The 24871-nt window shown below is 38.2% G+C and carries 18 protein-coding genes, 1 pseudogene and 1 riboswitch; of the genes and pseudogenes, 14 read left to right on the forward strand and 5 right to left on the reverse strand.

What is annotated here, in order from left to right; all coding sequences use genetic code 11:
* Positions 1 to 3 precede the first annotated feature (3 nt).
* The 3 genes from VKA52_RS17410 (at position 4) to VKA52_RS17420 (ending at position 5757) form a co-directional block, all read left to right on the forward strand.
* Complete coding sequence (locus VKA52_RS17410; RefSeq protein WP_326316604.1) at positions 4 to 1857, forward strand: site-specific DNA-methyltransferase; 1854 nt, start codon at positions 4 to 6, stop codon at positions 1855 to 1857.
* A 15-nt stretch (positions 1858 to 1872) separates the two neighbouring features.
* Positions 1873 to 4875 carry a restriction endonuclease gene (locus VKA52_RS17415; protein ID WP_326316605.1) on the forward strand — a complete coding sequence of 1001 codons (3003 nt, stop codon included), beginning with the start codon at positions 1873 to 1875 and terminating at the stop codon, positions 4873 to 4875.
* Positions 4876 to 5097: 222 nt separating this feature from the next.
* A complete protein-coding gene (locus VKA52_RS17420) occupies positions 5098 to 5757 on the forward strand; it encodes a hypothetical protein (RefSeq protein WP_326316606.1) in 660 nt (219 codons plus the stop codon).
* Between the two features lie 294 nt (positions 5758 to 6051).
* Here the strand turns inward: VKA52_RS17420 and VKA52_RS17425 are convergent, their stop codons facing one another.
* Positions 6052 to 6276 (reverse strand): hypothetical protein, encoded by a 225-nt coding sequence (locus VKA52_RS17425; RefSeq protein ID WP_326316607.1) that lies wholly within the window; start codon positions 6274 to 6276, stop codon positions 6052 to 6054.
* 313 nt (positions 6277 to 6589) lie between these two features.
* Here VKA52_RS17425 and VKA52_RS17430 point away from each other — a divergent pair, with 313 nt between their 5' ends.
* The 11 genes and pseudogenes from VKA52_RS17430 to VKA52_RS17475 all read left to right on the forward strand — a co-directional run bounded on the left by VKA52_RS17430 (position 6590) and on the right by VKA52_RS17475 (position 19000).
* Complete coding sequence (locus VKA52_RS17430; RefSeq protein WP_326316608.1) at positions 6590 to 8041, forward strand: NUDIX domain-containing protein; 1452 nt, start codon at positions 6590 to 6592, stop codon at positions 8039 to 8041.
* Positions 8042 to 8150: 109 nt separating this feature from the next.
* Entirely contained in the window at positions 8151 to 8633 is a 483-nt protein-coding gene (locus tag VKA52_RS17435) for a hypothetical protein (protein WP_326316609.1), read from the forward strand.
* Positions 8634 to 8721: 88 nt separating this feature from the next.
* Complete coding sequence (locus tag VKA52_RS17440; protein WP_326316610.1) at positions 8722 to 9639, forward strand: DUF2971 domain-containing protein; 918 nt, start codon at positions 8722 to 8724, stop codon at positions 9637 to 9639.
* Between the two features lie 580 nt (positions 9640 to 10219).
* Complete coding sequence (locus tag VKA52_RS17445; protein ID WP_326316611.1) at positions 10220 to 10687, forward strand: Panacea domain-containing protein; 468 nt, start codon at positions 10220 to 10222, stop codon at positions 10685 to 10687.
* A 62-nt stretch (positions 10688 to 10749) separates the two neighbouring features.
* On the forward strand, positions 10750 to 12900 hold the full coding sequence (locus tag VKA52_RS17450) for a hypothetical protein (RefSeq protein WP_326316612.1): 2151 nt from the start codon (positions 10750 to 10752) through the stop codon (positions 12898 to 12900).
* A 616-nt stretch (positions 12901 to 13516) separates the two neighbouring features.
* A pseudogene (locus VKA52_RS20810) lies at positions 13517 to 13674 on the forward strand (IS91 family transposase); the annotation flags it as partial.
* A gap of 48 nt (positions 13675 to 13722) precedes the next feature.
* Positions 13723 to 14466, forward strand: coding sequence for a threonine/serine exporter family protein (locus VKA52_RS17455; protein WP_326316613.1), 744 nt, complete (start codon positions 13723 to 13725; stop codon positions 14464 to 14466).
* Between the two features lie 18 nt (positions 14467 to 14484).
* The gene (locus VKA52_RS17460) at positions 14485 to 14931 is read left to right on the forward strand and encodes a threonine/serine exporter family protein (protein ID WP_326316614.1); all 447 of its coding nucleotides are present in this window, start codon (positions 14485 to 14487) and stop codon (positions 14929 to 14931) included.
* Positions 14932 to 15068: 137 nt separating this feature from the next.
* A riboswitch (purine riboswitch) is annotated at positions 15069 to 15170 on the forward strand.
* 73 nt (positions 15171 to 15243) lie between these two features.
* Entirely contained in the window at positions 15244 to 16182 is a 939-nt protein-coding gene (locus VKA52_RS17465; protein WP_326316615.1) for a nucleoside hydrolase, read from the forward strand.
* Positions 16183 to 16612: 430 nt separating this feature from the next.
* Positions 16613 to 17530: an endonuclease gene (locus VKA52_RS17470; protein WP_326316616.1), complete on the forward strand. Its 918-nt coding sequence runs from the start codon at positions 16613 to 16615 to the stop codon at positions 17528 to 17530.
* A gap of 321 nt (positions 17531 to 17851) precedes the next feature.
* The gene (locus VKA52_RS17475) at positions 17852 to 19000 is read left to right on the forward strand and encodes an MFS transporter (RefSeq protein WP_326316617.1); all 1149 of its coding nucleotides are present in this window, start codon (positions 17852 to 17854) and stop codon (positions 18998 to 19000) included.
* Between the two features lie 71 nt (positions 19001 to 19071).
* Here VKA52_RS17475 and VKA52_RS17480 read toward each other — a convergent pair whose 3' ends face one another.
* The 4 genes from VKA52_RS17480 to VKA52_RS17495 form a co-directional block, all read right to left on the reverse strand.
* Positions 19072 to 20610: a multicopper oxidase family protein gene (locus VKA52_RS17480; protein WP_326316618.1), complete on the reverse strand. Its 1539-nt coding sequence runs from the start codon at positions 20608 to 20610 to the stop codon at positions 19072 to 19074.
* 177 nt (positions 20611 to 20787) lie between these two features.
* Positions 20788 to 22161: a M28 family peptidase gene (locus VKA52_RS17485; RefSeq protein WP_326316619.1), complete on the reverse strand. Its 1374-nt coding sequence runs from the start codon at positions 22159 to 22161 to the stop codon at positions 20788 to 20790.
* 348 nt (positions 22162 to 22509) lie between these two features.
* Entirely contained in the window at positions 22510 to 23259 is a 750-nt protein-coding gene (locus VKA52_RS17490) for a hypothetical protein (RefSeq protein ID WP_326316620.1), read from the reverse strand.
* Positions 23253 to 24575 (reverse strand): hypothetical protein, encoded by a 1323-nt coding sequence (locus VKA52_RS17495; protein WP_326316621.1) that lies wholly within the window; start codon positions 24573 to 24575, stop codon positions 23253 to 23255. The genes VKA52_RS17490 and VKA52_RS17495 overlap by 7 nt, the downstream gene beginning before the upstream one ends.
* Positions 24576 to 24871: the final 296 nt, after the last annotated feature.

Raw genomic sequence — 24871 nt, forward strand, 5'->3', positions numbered from 1 at the left:
TAAATGTCATATGAAGAATTAAAAAGGCCAGATCGAATTGATGAAGATAAAATTACGAAGTTAAAAGAACTATTCCCTGAAGCATTTAGGGATGGAGAGCTTAACTTAGATATCTTAAAAGAAGAAATTTCTATGCTAGATAATGATCTTATCAATGATGAAGAGGAGTTCTACAGCTTTAATTGGATTGGTAAAAAGGAAGCTCGGAAGTTATCCTTTCTACCTCCACAGGGAACATTAACTTTTAGTAATAACGAAGGTGTTAATGAACAACATACAAAAAACGCCTTTATTGAGGGAGACAACCTTGAAGTATTAAGGATTTTACAAAAAAGTTACTCCAATAGGGTCAAATGTATTTATATAGACCCTCCATATAATACAGGTAAAGAATTTGTTTATAAAGATGATTATAAAGACCCTGTAGAAAAATTCTTCCAAAAGACAGGTCAAGCTGATGAAGAGGGGTTATTAACCAGTAACCCTAAGTCAAGTGGACGTTATCATGCTAATTGGTTAAGTATGATGTATCCGCGTTTAAAACTGGCAAGAAATTTATTAAGAAAGGATGGAGTTATTTTTGTAAGTATAGATGATAATGAACAAGCAAACCTGAAGAAACTTATGGACGAGATCTTTGGTGAGGAAAATTTTGTAACAAGTATTGTATGGCAAAAAAAATACTCTCCTCAAAATGATGCGACATACTTTAGCGATATGCATGATTACTTATTGGTTTATGCCAAAAACAAAAAGAGCAAAAAGACTGATGATCATGGCTGGGAAAGAAATTTGTTACCAAGGACAGAAAAACAAAATTCTTTATATAAAAATCCTGATAATGACCCCAGAGGTAGATGGAAATCTGGCGATTTGTTAGTAAAAACCTATTCTTCGAAATATGATTATCCAATAATAACTCCGAGTGGGCGAGAAGTGCATCCTAGTAATGGGAGATGTTGGAGAGTATCTAAACAGAAATTTGAAGAAATGGTTGATGATGGAAGGATATGGTTTGGGAAAGATGGCAACAGTATACCTTCTGTAAAGAGATTTCTAAGTGAAGTTCAACAAGGGAATGTACCTACTACATGGTGGACTCGTGAGGATTGCGGAGATAATCAAGAAGCGACACAAAATATAAGGGATTTATTTCCTAATGAGGGAGCTTTGTTTGATACCCCTAAGCCAGTCAGACTAATAAAGAGAATTATAGAGTTAAGTACTAAGAAAGATAGTGAAGACATCGTTTTAGATTTCTTTGCAGGTTCTGGTACGACTGCTCAAGCAGTACTTGAGACCAATGAGGAGGACTCAGGTAACCGAAAATTTATATGTATTCAGTTGCCTGATAAAACACAAAATAAACATTATGGAACCATCGCAGACGTAACTAAGGAACGAATTAGAAGAGCTATTAACTATATTTATGATAAAAGTAGTAATAAATCAATATTAGACAGAGGTTTTTCAGTCTTTAAGATGAGCCGAACTCACTTGAAGCAATGGTCATTATATGAAGGGGAAAGCATGGATGAACTGGAAGATATCTTAGATTTTGTGCAATCTAAACCATTTACACAAGAATCTAAACCTTTTGATATTGCCATAGAACTGATGCTAACCCAAGGGTTTCCGTTAGACAGTCACATAGAAGAAAAGCGTGAAATATGGGAAATAACACATCAGGATGTTCCATTTTCTCTTTTAATAGATCTTTCGACTGAATTAGACCAAACAAGCGTGGATTATTTAATAAATGAAAAGGCAGACTCTACATTCATTTGTTTAGATCAAGCACTTTCTAATCAACAAAAAGTATTACTAAGTGAAAGGTTACGTGTGAAGACCATTTGATAGGGGGTAGAAAGTATGGGGAAACTAAAGCTTCAATATAACCCCGATCAAGAATTTCAAATTGATGCAATAAAAAGCGTGGTAGATTTATTTGAAGGGATTCCTTTCCAAGAACAAAAAGATATGTTTTCAACTACGATTAATGATGTGACACCTAACTACCCTAAAGATGAATTCTTAGATGAAATACTATTAACTGAAAACCTTCAATCAGTCCAGGAGAGAAATAGTCAGGAAAAAAGGGGTAGTGAAATAGACATTTCCACAGATTTGGAAGTGGATGATGGAATGGTGTTAGAAGTTGCAGGTAATGACTCGATACGTGTTCCGCATTTCACTATTGAAATGGAGACAGGAACAGGTAAAACATATGCGTATTTGCGAACCATGTACGAACTAAAGAAATATTATGGTTTCACAAAGTTTATCGTAGTGGTACCGAGCGTTGCAATATATGAAGGTGTTGTAAAGTCTGTTAGTTCTATGAGGAATCACTTTCGGAAACTCTACGATAACCAGGATATTTCGCTGATTTCTTATGACAGTGCCAAGATCGGCGAGTTAAATTCATTTGCCAGCAATACAGATTTAACTTTAATGGTTATGACCGTGGATTCATTTAACAAAGCTAGCAATAACATTTATAAAAACACTGAGAAGCTACAAGGGGAACGGAAGCCATTTGAATACATTCAAGAAGCAAGGCCGGTAATGATCTTAGATGAAGCACAAAACTATGAATCGAAAAAAGCCAAGGAATCTATTCGGACCTTAAAGCCCCTCTTTGTATTAAGGTATTCAGCAACACATAAAGAAACCCCAAACTTAGTTTACCGTTTGACACCATTGGATGCATTTAGAAATAATTTAGTTAAGCAAATTGAAGTAATTGGTGTATCGGAATTGGAGAATCTTAATGATAAATTGTTAAGGTTAGTAGAGGTGAAAAGGGGTAATCCTCTCACAGCAATAGTCAAGGCTTTTGCTTTTGACAAGGGAGAACTTTCTGAAAAAGAGATTACTCTAAAACAGGGAGATGATCTAAGAAGCAAGACTAAAAACCCTGATTATGATCATTTCATTGTTGATGAGATTAAGTATGGTAAGAAAGAAGATGAGCAAGTGATCGTTTTTCAGAATGATGTTCAGTTGGCTGTTAGTGACTCCATGTTATCAAAAGAGAGTATCTTTCGATCTCAAATTGAAAGGACAATAAGTGTCCATATGGAGAGACAGAAACTACTTAAGGCTCAAGGGATCAAAGTTTTGTCACTTTTCTTTATAGATCGTGTGAAGAACTACACATCTGATAATGGTCTAATTAAACGCTTATTCGATGAGAGTTTTAATAGAATAAAAAGACACTATGAAGATTTTAATGTACTTGAAAGTAGTCAGGTAAGAGAAGGTTATTTTGCCAAACCTAAACCTGATTCTCCTGAAGAAGAAGCTGTAGATACGGAAGGACGTACAATAGCTCAAAGAAAAATGGAAAAACAGGCATTTGAATTAATCATGAAAGATAAGGAACGTCTGCTCAGCTTTGAAGAACCAGTGTCTTTCATTTTTGCTCATTCAGCTTTAAAAGAAGGTTGGGATAATCCCAATGTCTTTCAAATATGCACGTTGAATCAAACTACCTCCACAATGAAGAAACGTCAAGAGATTGGAAGAGGGTTAAGGTTAGCCGTAGACCAAAAGGGAAACAGAACAGAAAATCACGATGTCAATACTTTAACTGTTGTTGCAAATGAACAATATGAATCGTTTGTTTCCCGTCTTCAACAAGAATATATAGAAGATGGAAATGATGCACCACCTAAGCCGAAGAAACCCCAACAAGCGCAGGTGAAAAGGAATAATGGGCTTTATCACTCTGAGGAGTTTAAAGAGTTCTGGAACAAGTTAAACAAGCAAATGAATTACAATGTGACAATTAATACCGAACATTTGATTGAGGAGTGTTTGGAAAGACTTAATTACGTTAGCTTTCCATCGCCATCAATTGAGGTTACGCAGGGCCGTTTCATTATGTGTGAATATCGCATTTCACTTATTGAACTTGAAGGTGAGAGTGCAAAAGTAAAGGTAGAAATGGAAGATTCTAAAGGGACACGGTCTTTAAATGAGATAACCTTAGAGAAGGATGATGATTTAAAGAAAGTTTCACGTGACGATCGTCTTCGAGGATATAAGGTATTAGAGATAGGGGAGGTTTATGGAGAACCTTTTGTGAAATTTACTAATGAAGTAACTGTTAAAAGATTTCAGCCACATAAATTTCATATTGAAAGGGCCGACAAACCTAAAAAACATTTAGAATCAACCCATTTATCTACCTATCCAATTCCTGACTTTGTGACAAGAACTGCAAATGAAACCAATTTAACAAAACGAACGGTGGTAGAGATTTTCAGGCGCATGAATAAGGAGCAAAAGGAAAAAATCTTTTACAATCCGGAAGGATGGATTAATGAGTTTTTAGCCCAAATCAGAATTACACTAAGCGATCATATAGTCGAGAATATTAAATTTGAAATAGCTGAAGGAACCAGTGTTTATGATATTGAAGATCTTTTTCCAGAGGATATCAAACAACCTCAAAGGGAGCTTATTGAGGCTGGAAGAGCAGGTCTGTATGATAAAGTACAAGTAGATTCAGAGGTTGAACGTAACTTTATCAGTAACTTAGTAAAGCCTGACGTAGAAAATGATCATACCTTAATTTATTTTAAGTTTCCACCTAAATTTAAAATAAAGTTACCCAAGATTATAGGTAATTACAATCCTGATTGGGCTATCATTCGTCAATATGACGGTCAAATGAAATTGGAACTCATTCGGGAAACTAAGGGTAATGAGAATTTAGATGAATTACGCTTTCCACATGAAAAAAGGAAAGTACTTTGTGCAATTAAGTATTTTGAGAAACTGGGTATTAATTACAGGATGGTTTCTGACGAAACTTACGATTGGATGGACGTAAATATTCCACAACAACTGAAGTTTAGTAGGTAATTGCTGGTTTAGTACTATTTTGTCGTTTCTAAGATACCATAATCTTCCATCACTTTGCTCTTAGGTAAGAAGTAAAAAGCATGAATCTAATTCGAGATTCATGCTTTTTATTTCCAAGACGGCTTTACACACTTGCAAATATTCGCTTGGAATATTACCAAGTAAATATGTAAATTAACAATAGTTTGATTATTCAATATCGTAATATTTAGGAGGGGGATTATGCCATTTTCCGAGGAATTACAAAATGAAATAATGGATTACGCATATGGACATTTACCTAGTACGAAATGGTATGACGAAAATTTTTACACATTTATAAATGATTCTAATTTAAGAAACAGATTAATAATAGAGTATAAAAATTGTCGAGTGATTTATAAAATATTTGAGGGTTTACAAGCAAAAGAAGAGCTATTATTAGCACAGATAAAAACACAAGTTATTATGTATGTATCTATACAAGAAGCAGTGGTAAATTACGTGTTATTCAATCTACTAGAAGATAAAGATCATGTACAGGACTTACTATTTCAAGAGAGATCTACTCAAATTATGATACCTAAACATAAAAAAGAAAAATTAAAAAAAGAGTTGATTCATGATGGGAAAGAGATTTACACATATTACAAAGAAAAAAAAACAGTGGATAGAACAAAGATACGATACGATCAAAAAGTTAATGCCTGCTATAACTTAAATCTAATCGACTCCCGACTAAAAGAGGACTTAATTAAATTATATGAATACCGAAATACGGTCCATCTCGAAGCTGAGTTAAAAAAGAACTTAGATTATAACCTAAGTATGGGGCTATTAGCTTATCGGAGAGTTGAAGGACTAAGTATACAATTAACGGAAAGTTTAAAAAAACTCTCTTGAATATTATATAAATAACAGTGAAGTATTCTTTTCATTTAGTTAATTTCTTTATACATTACGTGAATTATAGTACGTTTTATAAAAGTTTTTCACCTGATATAGTCTAATGTTATTCTTCTCTATTCGATAAGTTGACATGGATGATGGCATTATAGGTGTTTTACCCAGAAACCTTTTTAATGGTTATAAGTTAAGGTATACTATAACTTATAGAGAGATTCGACTTAAAGACAATTGTTAGAGTGCAAATTTAGTAACCCCCCATCCATGAGGTTGGGGGGTTACACTTATTTATTAATGCTTGACGACATCTTCATCTTCGATTATAAACTTCTCCTTTCCAATCTCGTTAAGAAGAGCCTCGTATGTATAAACTTTCTGTTTGAGATTATCCAGCTCTTCTGACTGAACCTCTAAGTAACTAATTACTTTACTAATCGTAAATTCCAAGTCCTGACTCATTTCCTCAGAAGCCATTAGCTTATTCCATTCCCTGATTCTTTCTTTTGTTGTTTTCATACCATTCCTCCTATGCAAAAGATCCCTTAGATTATATTCTCCTAAAACTGAAAGTATCCTTTATTTTTCAAAATAAAAAGTGGTTAAAAATTTTCACCAACAAAAATCTTATCCCTACATATAAAGTAAATATTGATCTGACAATCTAATACTGCTATTACATCTCAAAATTCAAGTGAATGTTGACGAGTTGTTAATGTAAAGTAATTTTCTTGCTGTTCAATCGACAGTTTTCGTTATGATATACTTAGGATTAATACATAATTTTACAAGAATTTCTTAAATACTGATTTATTATAAGAGAGGTAGTTCTATGCACATAAATGATGCTATTAGATTTGTTGTGGACGAAGTAGAAGATCCAGCTTTAGAACATCCGGACTTAGAAGAGATCTATAAAAATAAAGTAAAGCGCTCTAAAATAATTGTTCACCGAATTAAAAAGATCGGTGATTTGTATAGGTACTTAATGAGATTTGAAAGTGTACCACCAGTTGGTGATCCAAAAAGGGATCTTTATGATCGATTTAAAGAGTTAAACCTTAAAACCTATGAAGATCTCTATTCAGAGTTTGTTCAGGAGTTTGCTCCATATATTGATGATGTAACAGTACTAGATGATTTTGTAATAGGTAAAGAGTACACTTCATGGGATATATCGATATTTGCTCAGACATATGATACGCAATCAGGTATTTACTTGATCGGGAAGGAACCAAATTACCAAGCCGTTTTCGTGAAAGCAACATTTGAAGAAGGTAAATACCCTAATGAATGGCTCGAGCCAAATAATCTATTGAAATATTATATGTATAGTGCCAAAAATAAATTTAACACAGATTATAAGTATAATAGAGCTATTTTAAATTCAAATATTACCAATACCCCAATCTATGTATTTCAAAAAGAAGGTACAAGACTGTTCTTAAAAGGTATTTTCCGTTATGAAAAGAATGAACATAATCCTGATGATGGTTCCAGGTGGTTTATTCTTCAAAAGGTTAATACGCTAAGCACTGAAAAGATAATGACAGATGAAGAGTATGACCAAGAGCTTCAAAAGCAAGTAAATCAATCAAAAAGGAATACCAAGAAAGATAGGAAGCTACGGTTGGCTAATGCAAAGAGGGTACCTGGTAAATTAGCTGTAACCTCTACACAATTTAACCGTAACCCCGATGTTATTGCAGAAGTGTTAGAGCGGGCAGATGGGGTGTGTGAAAAATGTCTTAAGCCAGCACCGTTCCTTAGAGCCAATGATTTTACCCCTTATTTAGAAGTTCATCACCTTAAACCTTTAGCCGAGGGAGGAGAGGATACCGTAAGTAATGCAGTAGCACTTTGTCCCAATTGTCATAGAGAATATCACCATGCAGCTGATGTTATATCGGTTACAGCTGGAATAATAATAGAGGACGGGAAAGTGTTAATTGCTAAGAGAGGGGGTGACGACGAATGTGCGGGAAAGTGGGAGTTTCCCGGGGGGAAGGTGAAGGCAAATGAAACATATGTAAAGGCTCTTCGACGCGAGTTACAAGAGGAGTTAGGTATAAAGGTTAGAGTCAGCAAGTATTTTGGTGAGAGTATATTTAAGTATGAGTGTGGTGTGATTAGACTAATGGCTTTTTACGTAAAAAAGATTGCTGGAAAATATGATTTAAAAGTCCATGAAGAAATGAAGTTTGTAAGTGTTAATAAGTTGGATGGATATAATTTCTTACCTGCTGATATACCTATTGTGCAGAAGTTAATAAAAAATGGTTAACTCGTTATAAAATTATTATGGATATAAAGAGATACTCTATTCTTAATCTGTTTACCATAATAGTCTTTGATGTAATAGTTTGAAAGTAAGGTAGAGGGAGAGACATTATATGCCAGTAACTAATTCTAGACTTATAAACCCTGACCCCTTTGTTATGAATGAAGATGAAGTGAACGTCGCTGTAGCGAATTTTCTGAAAAAATCAATGTTTGAAAATGTGAAATACCTCTCGGGTAATAAAACTGGAATAGATGTGAGAGGATCCAAGAATGGATGGGCAATATTTGTGGAATCCAAAGGTTCACAAGCAAACAAACATGAAAAAACAGTAGTATTTGATACTAATCAAATAAAAACTCATACTTATATGCAAATATGCAAGCTAATGGAATACGATAATGAACAACATTCAAATGTAATTTTAGCTATGGCTAACCCAGATATACCTAGGATTAGACAAAGAGTTCAAAAAGTAAATAGTTCGCTAGAAAAACTGCAACTTTTACAGATCTGGGTTCAAAAGGATTATTCAGTAATCATCGAAGCATCTAATACTCAGCGTAGCGTTTTGAACAAGTTAAACTTAGTGTAATTTATCTGAGATCTATTATGAGTTCAGGTACTTCATTTGGAAAATCACCTTTGTCGCGGCAACTCCCAAAATATAGGATGTGAGTAATTTGGATGACTTCTCTAAAGAAAAATTAATTGAAGGACCCCCTACTTTTATTGGAATTTCTCAATATATATATAAAGCTTTTAATAGATTCTTGTCTGACGATATTGAGTGCCTCTATCACTATACAAATTTAGATGGTTTATTAGGCATTATTGGATCACGAGGTTTTTGGGCTACCCACATTAAATTTATGAATGATTCAAAAGAATACCTCCATGGTTTAAGTATATGTTTTAAAATAATTGATGAACTTAAAAAGGATGTTAATGAAAATGAGAGGAAATTTCTGAGCAGTGTGGGGGATTCTTTAGATAAAGATGGATCAGAAGACTTTGTGATATCATTTTGTCCAAATGGTGATTTATTAAGCCAATGGCGAGGGTATAGCAGAGGTGAATACGGAATGTCGATCGGTTTTAATTATAAAAAATTATTTTCATTCACCACTCCAAGAGATAATGAATATATTTTCCCTCAAAAAGTTATTTATGATCCTTCTATACAGAGAGATATTGTCAAAGAAGTCCTTGATATTGGGCTTAAGAATGTGAAGAATAGTGGTTTAGACCTTGACTTTATACCCAATCAATTTGCAAGAGCGCTAAAAACACTTATACCATTATTTAAAGATAGTTCATTTTCTGAAGAACAAGAATGGAGGATTGTTACCACAAATTATAAAGAGAGTAACGGTGGCCATAAAGTATATTTTAGAGTAAGGGAAAATGGAATTCTTCCTTTTGTGAAGTTACCTCTTAGAGAACAAATGAAAGACGACAAAGTTAACTTACCGATTGATAGGATTATAGTTGGGCCTTCCGGGTCAAGTAAGCTTACTACTGAGAGTATTGAATACTTTCTAAAGAACAAGGAATACGTTGAAACAAAAGTTAGTAAGTCCCAAATTCCTTACAGATAGTACACAAAATGATTAATATCGAAAAAAACATACTAAACTTTTAAAGTTTGAGAGAACGTAGAAAGAACTAAATAAGAAAGGATTTTATCTAGAGTCATCACAACCATTCTTATTCAGGAGTCAACCTTTACAAAGTGGAGGTCGTTTTAGTTCATGATTTAATGTAAACATTGTCATACTTCTGGCTGGATATTGACTGGATCCTATTTATAAATACATATATACTATTTGATCTTGGAATAATAACGCAAAGTTGGAGCACTGATTATTTAAGGGTTCTTACGTCTTATCTTCAATTATTTATTTAATACAGTGAATGGGCGGTGTCCAACCGTTAAAGCTGCGCACTGATAAAAAATTAAAGAGGAGGTCAAATCCTCTTAATTAATGTAAGATAGTGAGTTGGAACCTTTAACCTGAAATATTGTGGTGTGAAATTATACAATAAGAAAAGTACGAAGGAATGAAATTTCACTTTTGATTTACATTTATTGTTAAAATGCATCAATGCAACCCCTTCTTGCCTAGTGACAATTTAAGTTATAAAATGTATAATTAGAGTAGAGATGGAGGGGATTTTATGGAGGAAACAAATATTCACAGAGTTGCGGAATATTTTCTTGCTCTAAGTACCCCAGGGACTTCAAGATCAATTACCCCACTAAAACTTCAGAAGTTAGTTTATTATGCTCAGGCACTAAGTCATCCATTTAATAATCGATACCTTTTTAAAGAGGACTTTGAAGCATGGGTTCATGGGCCAGTTTCACCGGAACTTTATTATAATTATAAGAAATATCGTTCTAAAGACATTCAAGATGATGTTAAGAAACCTAATATTAACCCTGATGATGCTAAAGTAATTGAAGCTGTATGGCAAATTTATGGAGAAAAAGATGGTAAATTCTTGGAAAACAAGACACATAACGAAAAACCTTGGAAAGAGACAAGAAGTGGTCTATCTTACTATGAAAGTTCAAACAAAATTATTCCGAAAGAAAAAATTAAAGAATACTACTCTGAGAAATTTAAAGTAGCTAAGAATTGATTTATACCCTAAGAAGTGTCATTAAATGAATGACACTTTTTTTGTATAAAAATTATAAATAGGTGATTGTATTGGAACCTTTTGGTATTGAAAATGATTTAATTCTATTTTGGAATCTTTATATAATCCTTGGGGTAGCGGTGTTTGCTTTTGCTGCTTATTACTTAGCTATATATTTCTTAAATAGAAATTTTCCTACTCTTGAATCAATAATTAAATATGTAGAAAACAAAATAAAAGAAATACATAATGAGTTGTCACGAAAATCTTCTGGTAATAATGAAACAAGCATTGTTAAGAGAAAAGATAAACTAGAGAAAAAGGTTTCTATATTATCTAATCTATATTTAGCTATAATAAGGTGTTATTCTACAAAATGGATCTTTATATTTCTCGTATCCTTATTTCTAATTTGGTTTTCGTTTGTAGAGATTAAGGTTACAAAAACTCTTAATCTCTATGATTGGTTTTACTTAATAAACCCCACAGATGAATTCACCCTAACTTTATTAGAAGGCATATTGAATACTTTTAAAGTCTTATTACCTGTAAGCTTACCTTTCTACTATTTTGCTTTTAGGGAACAGAAGAATATTTCAGATTCAGACTTGACTGATCGATCTATAAATATATATTTCTTGCTTTTTTTATTAATATCTTTGTGTGCTATTGGCTACATTATAAATGTTTTGGATGTATTTAATAGTATAAGATCAGAAGGATCCAATAGCCTGAAGGTGACTAATGAATATGCAGAGGATCTCAGCCTTATAGGTATTTATATTTTAATCTCTCAATTTTTCTTGCTGAAATGTATCTCTAAGCTCTTTAGAAATATTAATATCGAAAGACTGTTGAAGAATAAATTGAAAAATACATATCTAACGTATTTTTTATTTACCTTTTTGAATGTTAACCCCAAGAGGAGAGGTCGTACAAGTAAACAATCTAAAACTATTTATAAATACCTGTCTTCCCAAGTTGAAACAATTTACCAGTTACTGATTCAGGCATCCAAAAAAAATCATGGTAAAGTATATGGAGAAAATTTTAAAGATTTAAGAGTACTTTTGCATGATATGTTAATTGATTATCGCTTAGGAAGCTTGGATAACACTACGAAACATTTATATTTGCTCCATAAACACGAAAAAAGACATACTGACTTTTACAAAACCATTTTAAAAAATCATAAGCAACTGATTACTACCCTAGTAAGCAACCATAAAATTGAAGATGCAAAAGACGCCATCAACTTACTACTAGAATTAATGCCTTCGCCTTCAGAAGAAACTGGACAAGAAAGTTATGATAGGTATCTGGCTCATTATTATGTTACTTTATATGAAGTAATTAGCTTTTTGTATGATAATGAAATATTAAGTGTTCATTCTATTCTCGAGGAAATGAACAATGAATCAGGTTCTACTGAATCAACTGAACAAGAAGGGATTTTAAGAAATTTTCAGTCTCTAATTATAAAGGCTACGGTTAGTAATGATGTAAAGATGCTTTCTTCTTTTTCTTATTATTTAAGTGACTTTTTTCAAAAAAATGACGAAGAAATAAATGAAGCTAAAGTCTATCTTAACAATAACGAAAACTTCACAATAACTGAGCATATAGATGAAGATGAGGAGGATGCTAAAAACGGAAATACAACTGATTATCTTAATGGATCAATATTTATTTTTTTACAAGCTCTCTTAAAGAGTATTGAACTAACACACTACGGAACCACGGGGTTCTTAATTAAATTCCTTGTTACCACATATGACAGCAAGATGTTAAACGTAGTGTTTTTAGAGTTTTACAAAGATCCATACGATAATAAGTATCTTCCTAAAAACAGATTTTATAAAGATATCGACAACGATTTCCATATGAATACTAAGGTGAAGGATTATCTCTTAACTAAACTAATTATACTATTATATAGTCAGCAAAGGTATGTAATTGAAAATCAAGTTAACTTTTTAAAAGTTCCTGAAGAGCCAATTAATATATCGATAATATTAGATTCTCAAAAATATTTACCTTATATGTTTAAAAAGCTGGAAAAAGCCAAAAACGAATACGGTCTAATCTTTTTGGGAGATGAAAAGTTTTTAAAGAAGATAAAAAAAGATTTTAGAGTAAGTGACGCGAAGACAGTGTTGGAAAACTTAATTTTGTTTTACGAAAAGCTAAATAAACAAAACGACAAAAGATAGGAGTTCATTAAAAGCAAAGGTTTCTTCTTTTCTTTTAATAGAATGGAAACAGGGAATGAGAGATGACATACTAATTGACATACTTTTAGATATAACTGTTTATCCTCTTATATTAATATGATCCCACTCACCCTTTGTTAAATGAGGCTCTAACTATTATTTTAATACTATTCGAGTCCATTCACCTTGAAGAATCCATGGGCGGCATGATGTAATAACGCTCAAACCACTTATGTAATAGGGTTTTCCCGCATTACAAATAAGTTTTGACTGGATTTTCTATAAAAAGTTTGAAACACACAAAAAAGTCTGGCTGGAAACTCTTCAAGTAATGTAAAAATAGTTAGTAATAAAAGGACTACTTCCTAAATAAAGGAGGTAGTCCTTTTTTGCTTTTAAAATTTGCATATCAGGTTTTTTAGAAGACTGTAAATTCTAGCCAACAGAAAAAATAGTCCCCATAGACGAATGGTTTATACATTCAAAAAAACTAGGTGTGGAAAGCACTCATGCACACCTCTTTTTCTGATAGTTCTTTTATTAGTTTTTGTTCAAAGTAAAGTATCTATAACTTTTGACAATACGACAGCCCTTGATGATGTGGTATTGTACCTGTATGGAGACGAATATTTCACGACGAATTTTCTTTGATGAACATCAACATTGGGAAGCCTTTAAGAACAAATGTGGAGCTAAGATCCGGCCAGTCGTGCAAAAGAAAGTGGAGAAGTTTCGAGATTGTGGAATTTTAAAAAAGGTTTTAAGCTTTTAGTATAGGAATAGACACGCTAAATATACTGTAATACGAATTGAGGTGACCGAGTGGAGCGTACAGAGGACTTGATTGAGTTATGTTTATTAATGGGGAAGATCATGCAACAAAATGGAGCGGAAACCTATCGTGTGGAAGATACGATGACGCGGATTGCCCAATCTTTCGGACGGGATGAATCCCAAAGTTATGTAACACCTACTGGAATTATGTTTACGATTACCCCTGGTGCCCATGCAAAATTAGTAAGAGTTTCGGCACGAGAGACAAATCTCGAGAAAGTGAACCTTGCGAATAATGTCTCCAGAAAGATCGCAAGTGGGGAAATGTCTACTCACGTAGCGTATAAAGAGCTCAGAAAGATTGAAACCAGTCCTACAGATTATTCCATGCGCATGCAAATCATCTCCGCCACGTTAGCGAGTGGTTTCTTTACTATCATGTTTCAGGGGAGCTGGTACGATTTCCTGCCAGCCTGCTTAGCAGGAGGACTGGGGTTTATTGCATTGATTAACTTTATTCGATTATTTGAAATTAAATTCGTAGCTGAATTCGTTGCTTCGTTGTTGATCGGTTTTACAGCCTTCTCCCTTTTTTCATTCGGTATTGGGAAGGAAGTTGATAAGATCGTTGTCGGTTCAATCATGCCGTTGGTCCCTGGTCTGCTCATCACCAACGCTGTAAGAGATTTGATGGCAGGTCATCTTATCTCAGGACTCGCCAAGGGGGCGGAGGCTTTTTTAACGGCTTTTGCAATTGGGGCAGGTATTGCTGTTATGTTTGCACTATTTTAGAGATCGTGAGGAATGACTATGTGGATTGAATATGCCATAGCAAGCTTTTTTGCATCAGCTGCCTTTGGAATCATCTATCAGGCGCCAAGAAATACGCTCGTCAAATGTGGTCTCGTCGGCATGGTTGGTTGGATGATTTACGCATTCTTAGTATGGAAAGAAGTCGACACTGTCCCCGCTACACTCATCGCCTCCTTTGTTATTGCCCTGGTCAGCCAGACGCTGGCAAGGAGATTTAAAACGCCTATGATTATATTTAGCGTACCAGGGATTATTCCTCTCGTACCAGGAAGTCTCGCTTATGACGCGATGCGGAACTTTGTACAAAATGACTACAGCGCCGCTATCTCCATTGCAGCGAAAGCTTTTATGATATCTGGTGCTATTGCATTTGGGCTCGTGTTCTCGGAAGTGCTTAACCAGATTATAAAAAAGGTAAGACAAACAAAAGCGCAATTGAGGTAATGGATGAACCTCACTTGCGCTAATAGTAGATGCTTCTCACTAGTGAGAAGCATCTTTTTTGTAAACAGTAGATTTTCTTATTATTCATCTTTTGGGTACGAAGGATTGCCTCCATTTACCCCCTGTGCTAAAATGAAACCAATTAAATCAGCATTCCTTATATATATGTGGAAAGATGGCCCACACGTTTCTACCCAGCTGCCGAGAAAAGCTGGACTATAAGGAGAGAATCGCGCGGCGAGACCTCTTTCCTTTTTTATTTACGGGAAAGAGGTCTTTTTTTTTCGTGCATACAACGAGAGGTGGAGATGGATGATGAAGAATGTATATTTGAACCATGATGGTGGAGTTGACGATCTTGTGTCGCTTTTCCTTTTATTACAGATGGATGATGTGGAACTGACAGGGGTGGGCGTCATTCCTGCCGATTGTTATTTGGAGCCTGCTGCTTATGCGAGCCGTAAGATCATCGACCGGTTCGGACATGGGAAGTCGGTCGAAGTCGCGGCATCGAACTCGCGCGGGGTGAACGCTTTTCCGAAGGACTGGCGCATGCATGCGTTCTATGTGGACGCCCTGCCGCTGTTAAATGAAAAAGGGAACATCGATGCACCGCTTGCCTCGATTCCAGCTCACGAGCATTTGATTCAGACACTCCGTAAAACGGAGGACCCGACGACGCTCGTGTTCATTGGACCGCTTACGGATCTTGCCCGCGCACTGTCTGAAGCACCGGATATCGAAGGTAAGATCGAGAAGCTGATCTGGATGGGCGGGACGTTCCTTGAGGTTGGAAACGTTGAAGAGCCGGAGCACGACGGAACAGCGGAATGGAATGCTTTCTGGGATCCTGAAGCGGCGAAGCGGGTCTGGGACAGCTCGATCGTCATCGACCTGGTCGCTCTAGAGAGCACGAACATGGTTCCGTTGACGCTCGACGTCCGTCAAAAATGGGCATCACAGCGCAAAGATCTGGGCATTGATTTTCTCGGTCAGTGCTATGCGATGGTTCCGCCGCTTGTCCATAATCAGACGAACTCGACTTACTTTTTGTGGGACGTGTTGACGACGGCGACGGTCGGCAATGAAGGGCTCGTGAAGAAAAGAACAGTGAAGAGCATCGTCCACGACTCTGGGGTGAGCCAGGGAAGAACGGAGTTGTCTGAGAACGGCCGTAAGGTTAATCTTGTGTATGAAGTGAACCGTGATGATTTCTTTGAATACGTGACAGAGTTATCTAGACAAGGTTGATTTTTGACTGGAACATACTTATATTGATCAATGAGTTATTGATTAAAAGTATCCTAGTTTAGTTGAAATGGTTTTTATATGAAGGAATTTAGTTTTTGTTTTAAGCTATTTTAATTAATAAGTGGGTGGCTTGAGGTAATTACGTCATTCCCTATGCTATAAAAAGATGGTGAGCATTTGCTCGCCATCTTTTTTGTAATTCTTTACTCCTCAACTATATAATTTTAGCGATTTGGGAGCAGGCATTTTGAATTTATTATTATAACCTCCTCTCTTCATCATGTATCTAAAATTCAAATAGACTTGTAAACTTCTCTGTACTTTTATTCAAATTTATTACTTCTATAAAAGGGGAATGAAACGAATGAGTGGAATGGATAGAGGAGAGAAAGCTTTACCGTTCACATAGATTATTAGGAGGGATCAATGGATGGATAAAATGATCAGCCAGGCGATTTCCGTATCTACGGACCCGGAACGAATAGACGAAATCGTAAAACAAGCGAAGAAAAACAAGGAAGCGATTGATAAGAATCAACAGCTCTACTTTGATGAAAGTAAAAACGAACAAAAGAAACAAGAATATTATGCGTCTGTTGATCTTTCGGATTCTGCCAATAGTACAGCAATAAAAAAGGTTATGGAATTAATCCAGTCGACACATACAAACTATTTCCGCTACGACCCGAGCTCATACGTTTATCCCTGGGTAGATCTGCGACCAGATGGAAAGTTACAGAGCATCTATTCAGGAGAAGTAAGAGAGCCGGAGGATATCATACAGGAAGATTATGTAGCTTCGCAGAAACGTGAACAAAAAATAAGAGCTAACAAAAAGAACGAGAATCTGATGACCGTGATGGCAGAGGCAGTTACCGCCTTTAAATACAATTGTGAACACGTCGTCCCTCAATCCTGGTATGACGCGAAGGAACCCATGCGGGGGGACCTGCATCATTTATTCACCTGTGAACCTTTATGTAATTCAATCAGGAGTAATTTTCCTTATCATGATTTTCATGATTATCCGGCTGGACAAGAGGCGGGGGTCCTTCGAATCGAGGATCAATGCGGAAAAGCAGAGGAAGAATTATTTGAACCGGAATACGCCAAAGGCACGGTGGCGCGTGCGATGCTTTATTTTTTGCTGAGATACCCGGATGAATTGGAATCAAATCATAGAGAAAAAATCGATGTGGATCTTATGCTTGAGTGGCATAGGAATGAACCACCTGAAATCTATGAATTTCACCGGAATCAGGCGATTTTTGAGCTTCAGGGAAATCGGAATCCGTTTATTGATTATCCGGTTGAGATGGCTGGGTTATTCAGTAATAAACCTATGTAACTTTCGTTCTGGATATGGTGCCACGCAATGGTGGAGCGGGGGAGGCACTTTCGCATAGACCATTCCTAATATGAATTTTATTATTGTAATTAAAGTTGGACTCTCAAGAAAAGAGAGGCCAACTTTTTTTATTTCATCCATTCATCTATCAAATCTCAAATGATTTTTCTACACCACGTTTACTTACACCCACTCTAATTTTCAGTAAGTGTCAAGTCAACCCAGCTGTTAAAAACAATTTCTTACTTTTAAGTTTTAAAGGTAAATAAGAAGGGGAAAATCTTTTCCAGGAAAATAACTAAAAGATGATGGGGTGGACATATGATAAAAACAGAGAAAATACCCTCCATATCAATAATCGGTTTGCTTGCGCTTATGATTATTTTTGGGTGGTTCCGGTACGGCTATGGGCTGTTGTTTAGTGAATTTAAGAAAGCTTTCGGTCTTTCTACTTCCCTTCTGGGGATAATTTCCAGTCTTACGTTTGTCACATTTTTAGCAGGTGCGTTAATCGTTGTCCTATTTGTGGCAAGGTTCGGGTCACGGCATGTCATTATGGCTGGAATCATGACGGCTTCGACAGGGTTGTTGGTTGCCTCTCTTACAGGAAGCTGGCTTGTTTTTGCAGCCTCCTGTTTACTTGCAGGATTCAGTCCCGGTCTGACATGGTCTTCTTTCTCCCAAAGTGTGAACGAGCACCTGCCTGAAAACATTCAGAAGCGGACGCTTGCCATTATCAGTACGGGTTCAACGGTGGGGCTGATTTTCATTTCTCTCATCTACTTGCTCCTGGACGGAAATTGGAGACTGGTTTGGGGTGGTGGAGCTGTGGCGGGCTACCTCATCTATTGGTGGGCGTATAAGACGGTACCCTATCAGAAAGAGGATTCAAATGTAAAGCGAATTAGAATCGCGGATCTTCGGCCTTTGTTCACGAAATATACGAAGCCGTTCTATGCAGCGTCGTTCTTATTCGGTTTCACGGAGTCTACCTATTGGACGTATTCTGCGGACTTTGTGCAGGATAATTTCTCTATCGCTAATTCAAATGCGATTTTCTTCCTGATCACAGGTGTAGGAGGCCTGGCCGGACTGTTAGGGGGAGAACTCATCAGTAAGTGGGGGATGAGGTTGAGTTTTGCAATGACGATCGTCCTTTATTCCCTCAGCATGTCGGTCCTGTTCTTATCTCAAGGATGGCTTATTGTATGTTTCTCAGGATTGACGTTTGGCATCTCCTTCATGTTATACGCCGCATATCTGCCCATTTGGAGTGCGAAAGTTTTTCCGAAGTTCCCAGCCCAAGGGTTCAGCATCTGTATCATTGTGCTGAATATCGGGGCGATTCTCGGCCCGGCGGTGTTTGGTTGGATATTGGCTTATTCCACGTATAGCTTGATCTTTCTGTTGTTAGGAATCATTGGCTTGGTAAAATTGTTTGCTTTGCCGGTGTTGCGGAATGAATTTTAAATAAACGAATTCTTTGCTCACCATGAAAAAAGTTCTGCTCTCGATATTCTCGTGAGCGGAACTTTTTGTTTTTACTGCTCCCCTTTTTTCCTGTACTTTATGACTAAATACGGACGCATCATCTCATAGTCTTCATGCTCTAAAATATGGCAGTGCCATACGAATAATCCAGGATAAGGACCGAATGGAATGATGATCCGCGTAATTTCACCAGGATTAGCCCGGACGGTATCCTTCCACCCTCGTTCATTTAAATCTGGAAGTACACGTGGACCTGCAGGAATGAGCCGCCCTTCCTTTTCAAAGACATCACGATCGAAGGGTTGGCGATCGAGAATTTGGAACCGGACTAAATGAAGGTGGATAGGGTGTATATCCTGGGTTTCGTTAATCAGCGTCCATATTTCCGTTTGACCAAGCTTCGGTGTCTCTGAAACGGGTTCTGACCACAGCCGGTCGTCTAACAAGTGGATGTTGCGCCCGTAGGAATCTTTTCGCATATTGAGGCGTAAGGTCCTATTTTGCTGATATTGTGTGAGCTTGGGGACAGATGCCAGGTGAGTGGGTATGGAACTTTTATCCTGACAGCTGAGAGAATTGACTATACGAAATTGCATCACACTCCCCGTCGTCTCCGGGTCGGGTTTTTCTCCTTTCCTTTCAAAATCGTTTTGCAGGACGATTGATTCTCCGACACAAGTAGAAAAATCGATGATCACATCCGCTCTTTCCGCTGGCGCTAATATAAGGGAAGGGACGCGGATCGGGGTTTCAAGTAACCCTTGATCAGTGCCAATCTGTATAAAAGGTGTTCCGTTGGAAAGGGTCAAACGATAGAAGCGGGAGTTTGAGCCGTTCAGAATGCGGAAACGGTATCTCCTTGGTTCTACGTTCATATAAGGCCATACTTTGCCATTCACCAGGATGGTATCTCCGAAGAAATCTGGTACGACAGAGGGGTGGGGAGCTGTTTCAGGTTTGTCTGGTTCCGATGGGTAGAAGAGACGGCCATCTTTATGAAAGGAACGGTCCTGAATGATCAGCGGGATGTCGTAGGGGCCGCATGGAAGATTTAATCGTTTTTCTTCCTGGTCATGGATGATATACATGCCTGCAAGTCCGGCGTAAATATTGAGTCGTGTGATGCCCATGGCGTGGTCGTGGTACCACAAGTTGGTCGCTGGCTGATGATTGGGGTACGTGTAGAGCTTATTTGTGAAATGGGGTCCTACTTTTTGAAAATTACGTGTGAACCATGCTTCTGGATACCCATCACTAGTATCTGGCGTCACCCCTCCATGCAGGTGCACCACAGTCCGCACTTCCGGGTTGTTTTTCTCAGCCCCATGAACGGTTGTATCAACGGGAAGAAAGTGATGTTCAGGAAGTTCATTTTTCCATAAAACGTGGACCAGCTGATGTCTCTGCACATGAAAAGTTGGACCAGGGTACAGTCCGTTATATCCCCAGACCTTCGTTGGGGGGAGGTCTCGGTGCAGTTTCTGAAAGGTTTCCTGCATGTTCACCTCATAGAAGGGGACATTCTGAATATGACTCGTTGGGCGGATGGCTTTCATGGTGGGAAGGGGGTCCACGAACTTCTTCAGCATATCTATCTCTCCTCTTGATTGTTAGGCTTCTTTTATTTTATTTACAGAGGAGGAGGATTACGCCTGTTTCACTCTTTCATTCTATGGAGATCGTTTTTTTTACTCTACACAAAGTCTATGAAATATTTAAAGCAGCCAGTCTGACATAGACTGGCTGCTTACTGGAAAAATTAAAAATTATAGGGGACGATCATCAAACTCATAATGAACAGGACCAGGCGCGACGCGTGCATTTTCAAGGGCAGGTGTATCTGGTCTTGCAATTTGATAGACGGCTGCCCCTACAATTTCTGTCGTTTCTTTCAATTTCTCTTTACTGATTTTATCTAACGTATCTTCAGGGGAATGGTACCACGGCTCAAGAGGCGCATGGATAAACAGTGCAGAAGGAATTCCTTCCAGATAAAACGGAACATGGTCGCTGCGGCCAAGCTGTCCGTATTCGACTACTTCTGCTACTCTTGCCCCTGCAGACGCTCCTAAATCTGTGACTAGATTTTTCTCTCCATCCGGTGTGAACATAATCAGGTCGCCAGAATCGCGGCTTCCGATCATGTCCATTTGAAAATGGGCGGAGATTCGGCTGATTTCATTATCGCTAAGTGTACTGACGTAGTGATAAGAACCGAGCAATCCTTTTTCTTCAGCTCCAAAGGTCATAAAACGCAACTCGGTGTCCGTAGGAGTTTTCGCCATAATCTTAGCTAATTCCAACACCCCGGACACACCGGAAGCATCATCATTGGCTCCTGGCCCGCCTGCCACGGAGTCATGGTGGGCACCAACCGTGACGATTTGTCCGGTATCTTTATTTTTGTGCGGTTTCATGGTGGCGATCACGTTATAAGAGGTTTGATCGATCGGGCCTGCATCTTGTACGGAAACTTCTGCCGTGACTTGTTCAGACTGAAGTTGATTTACGAGGGACATTCCAGCTTCCCGGTCGATCGCAACAGCGGGAATGTTCTGCCCTTCATATGTAGAACCGAAGTCGTTGCCTTCTGCTCCTTCACGGTTAAACATAATTACACCCACAGCACCTTTATCGATCACGTTTTTTATTTTTTCGTAAAAACTGATTTCGCCTCTTTCAATCAACGCAATTTTGCCGGAAACGGTATCCGGTACATCCTCGGCATAAGCCAGACCTACATACTCCAATGGAGCTTCCACTGTACCGTTCACAGATCCATTAAAGGTATGGACACCACTTTCAAAGTCTGAGCCATTGACGGAAATGGAGGAAGTTCCTCCGTCCCACGCCTGGAAGGTGAAAGGCTGTAATTCTGTTTCATATCCATAGCTTTCAAATTCGCTTTTAATGTACTGGACGGCCTCATACTCTCCTTGGGTTCCTGCTTCCCGGGGCTGTTTAGACAGCAGGTCCACCCGTTCGTAAAGGCGTTCGGCACTAATTTTTTTAATCACCTTATTATCAAAGGCGTGATCAGCTTGTTCATTTGGGGCAGGCGGGTCAGCAAGAGTGACAGCAGGCACGGAGCCTAAAACAATTCCAGCGGCCAACATCAGGGGGATGGCTTTTTTAGACAAATCAATGTCCTCCTCTTAAGTCATAATAGAATCGTGCTATTGATAGTTTAGCAGAATTGTAATTATCTGGTTTTTTGTAGAATAGGAAAGGGTGGTTGGTGTTCTTGTCCTTCTTACCTATAAGATAAAGCAGAAATTTGAGGGAGCATGTCGAATTTATAGTCCGTCGTAGGGGAAAGGATGATTAAAAGATAAAACACTTCCCAAAAAATGTTACTTAAGATTCATTTTGTTTTTTGCACCCTGAACGCACTTTAAACTCTTGGCAATTCTGTTCATGAAAAAGGGGATGTCTATAGACACCCCCTTTTTATTTATAGTTTTGAGCTGATTTTTTCCATCATCAGATTAAAATTGAACCCCGCACTCCCCGATCGAGGTAATAGGATTCATCCTGGCCGTAAATGTCGTTGAAAAGGTGTGTCCCATATTATCGTTAGCCAATACTGTCCATGTCCCTACATTCCCAGCACTGACGGTCACCTCAATCAGTACTTCAAAGAGTCCGGTGAACAGGTTCCCGCGTCCCAAAGCTGTTCCACGAACCCTCGCAAAAGTATCAGTGATGCAGTCAATTTCAATTCTTCTTCCTTGAATGAAATTGATTGTTGTCCCACCTGAACCGAAGGTGACATTGAAGTTATCCACTGCAGGATTACACATTGGACTTCCTGTAAAGCATTGAACGGCTGTCACGTTTATGTTCCCATCCAGTGTGGAAGGCACTCCCTGATTGGTAATTTCTACAGTTGCAGGCGCCCGGTTCCCCTGTACTCCGATTCTAAACTTACAAGGGCATTCGACTTCCGGGCATTCCACTTCTGTTCCTGCATGGGTTTCGAAGAAGATCCCTAAGGCTTCTGCAGTAGCTGAAACGTCAATCGCTACAAGGGGGGTGCCTGGAAGAACGGTGACTGTAGTGGAGAAATCTCCATTCGCATCCGTAATGGCAGGATTCGGATCATAAAAAACGACATCCTCAGGAAAATCACTAAAAAACACTTCCGCTCCTTCAACGGGAGTACCTACGGGACAACTGAGATTTCCTGTAATGACTGCATCGCAAGTAATCAATTCCGGTACATTAATAGTTAACATGGTCGATCACACTCCACAAATACATCTACAGAATTAGAAACCGGCTGGCCTTCCACCGTCGCTGAAGCTGTAATCGTAATCGTTTGAGGCGGTGTTTCATCTTCTAAGGTTACTCCGGCAAAGTAGTCCCCTAAAGAATCAGTGACCACGGGGTTCGGGGTAAACGTTATGATTGCGGGATTGCTGCTTTCCAGAGTTACTGTCACTCCCTCAATGAGCCTGCCATTACATTGGACTCTTCCACTCACAAAACCTTCGCAAGAGATTTCTGCTGGTGCGAATAATTCAATACTACAAGGATCGTCCAAGCATTCAACAATTGTTGGGAGCGATGTTTGAATCATCTCCCCATTGACTACTGTTGTAGCCGTAATCACTACAGGAGTCGGTTCAGTCACAGCATCGATGATCGCTTCCACTTCAAAGTTTCCGTAATCATCAGTGAACACAGAGTCCGGTACGAAGTCTACAATGGCTGGCTCGGCACTGAATGTCACTTCTGCTCCCTCAATTTCATCGACATCTCCACAAACCACTTTACCTGAAAGGAAACGGTCGCATACAATATCGGCGGGAACGAACAAATGAATTTCACATGGGTTACACATGAAATTGATATCTGCTGCGTCAATCGTTCTCTCCAGTGTTTTTTGCTGTATCACCCAATCGTACACCTTTGCGACTGATACGCAGGCCGATTCCTGGAGGCGTGTGCGCGCTAATGTCTTTGGTTTTACAACGTCAGTATTGCACTTTTCCTCGTCTCCCTTATCTACTCCTTGAGCTTCCCTTCCCAGCGGGAATAATGGAGGGCACTGATTGGGGACAGAAAAATCACAAGAAGGAGGAGTGATTGGTTCTCGGGGCTGGCAGAATCCAGCTTCAACCTCGATGACTACATCTGCCTCTGTCTGTACGCTAAGGCACACATTGAATTGGATATCCAAGGACTCAAACTCTCCATCACGGCAATTGACACAAGGCTGGCATTCGAACTCCATCACCTCACAGGAGACCGTGGTACCATCCGGCGCGCAGAGGATCAATGTTTCTACAAAACAAAAAGGAATCGGGTCTGATATGCACAGGGAGTCTTCATCTCCTACTTCTATGACGACATACCCTTCGCTTTTGATTCTCACTATTTGAAGCATGGCCTGTTCTCCTCCGGGTAAGAGGACCTCTATATTCTCACGGCCACCTTGCTGCTGGAGCTCTTCGCAAGTGGGGGCGTCCACAGGTATTCCTTCCATATTGGTCAAATAGCACCTGAGAAACCCGTCATTAGCTAAAAGCTCACATAAGTCTGGGTTCATTCTTAACAAGCTCCTTTCCTGTTAATACGTTCCTCCTATGCAGATGGGATAAGGATGATAAGTAGTGGGTGAAAAGTACTGGTTCGGCATGGAAGATTCCTTCAATATCCTATGAAAGATAGGGCTATTCGTTTTAACCAAATGCCTACATGAAGGGAAATAAACGACTCAAGTAAAGAATAAAGACTCATGATGAGTGAAAGGTGGAGTTGATGGAAGGCGGTTTAAAGGGTTCCAGTATGGGTGTATGTGTTTTTCTTAAATACTTACAAATGCAAAATAAATCATGAGTATGT

This window comes from Halobacillus sp. HZG1 (assembly GCF_035818575.1).
In the GTDB taxonomy this organism is placed as follows: Bacteria; Bacillota; Bacilli; order Bacillales; family Halobacillaceae; genus Halobacillus; species Halobacillus litoralis.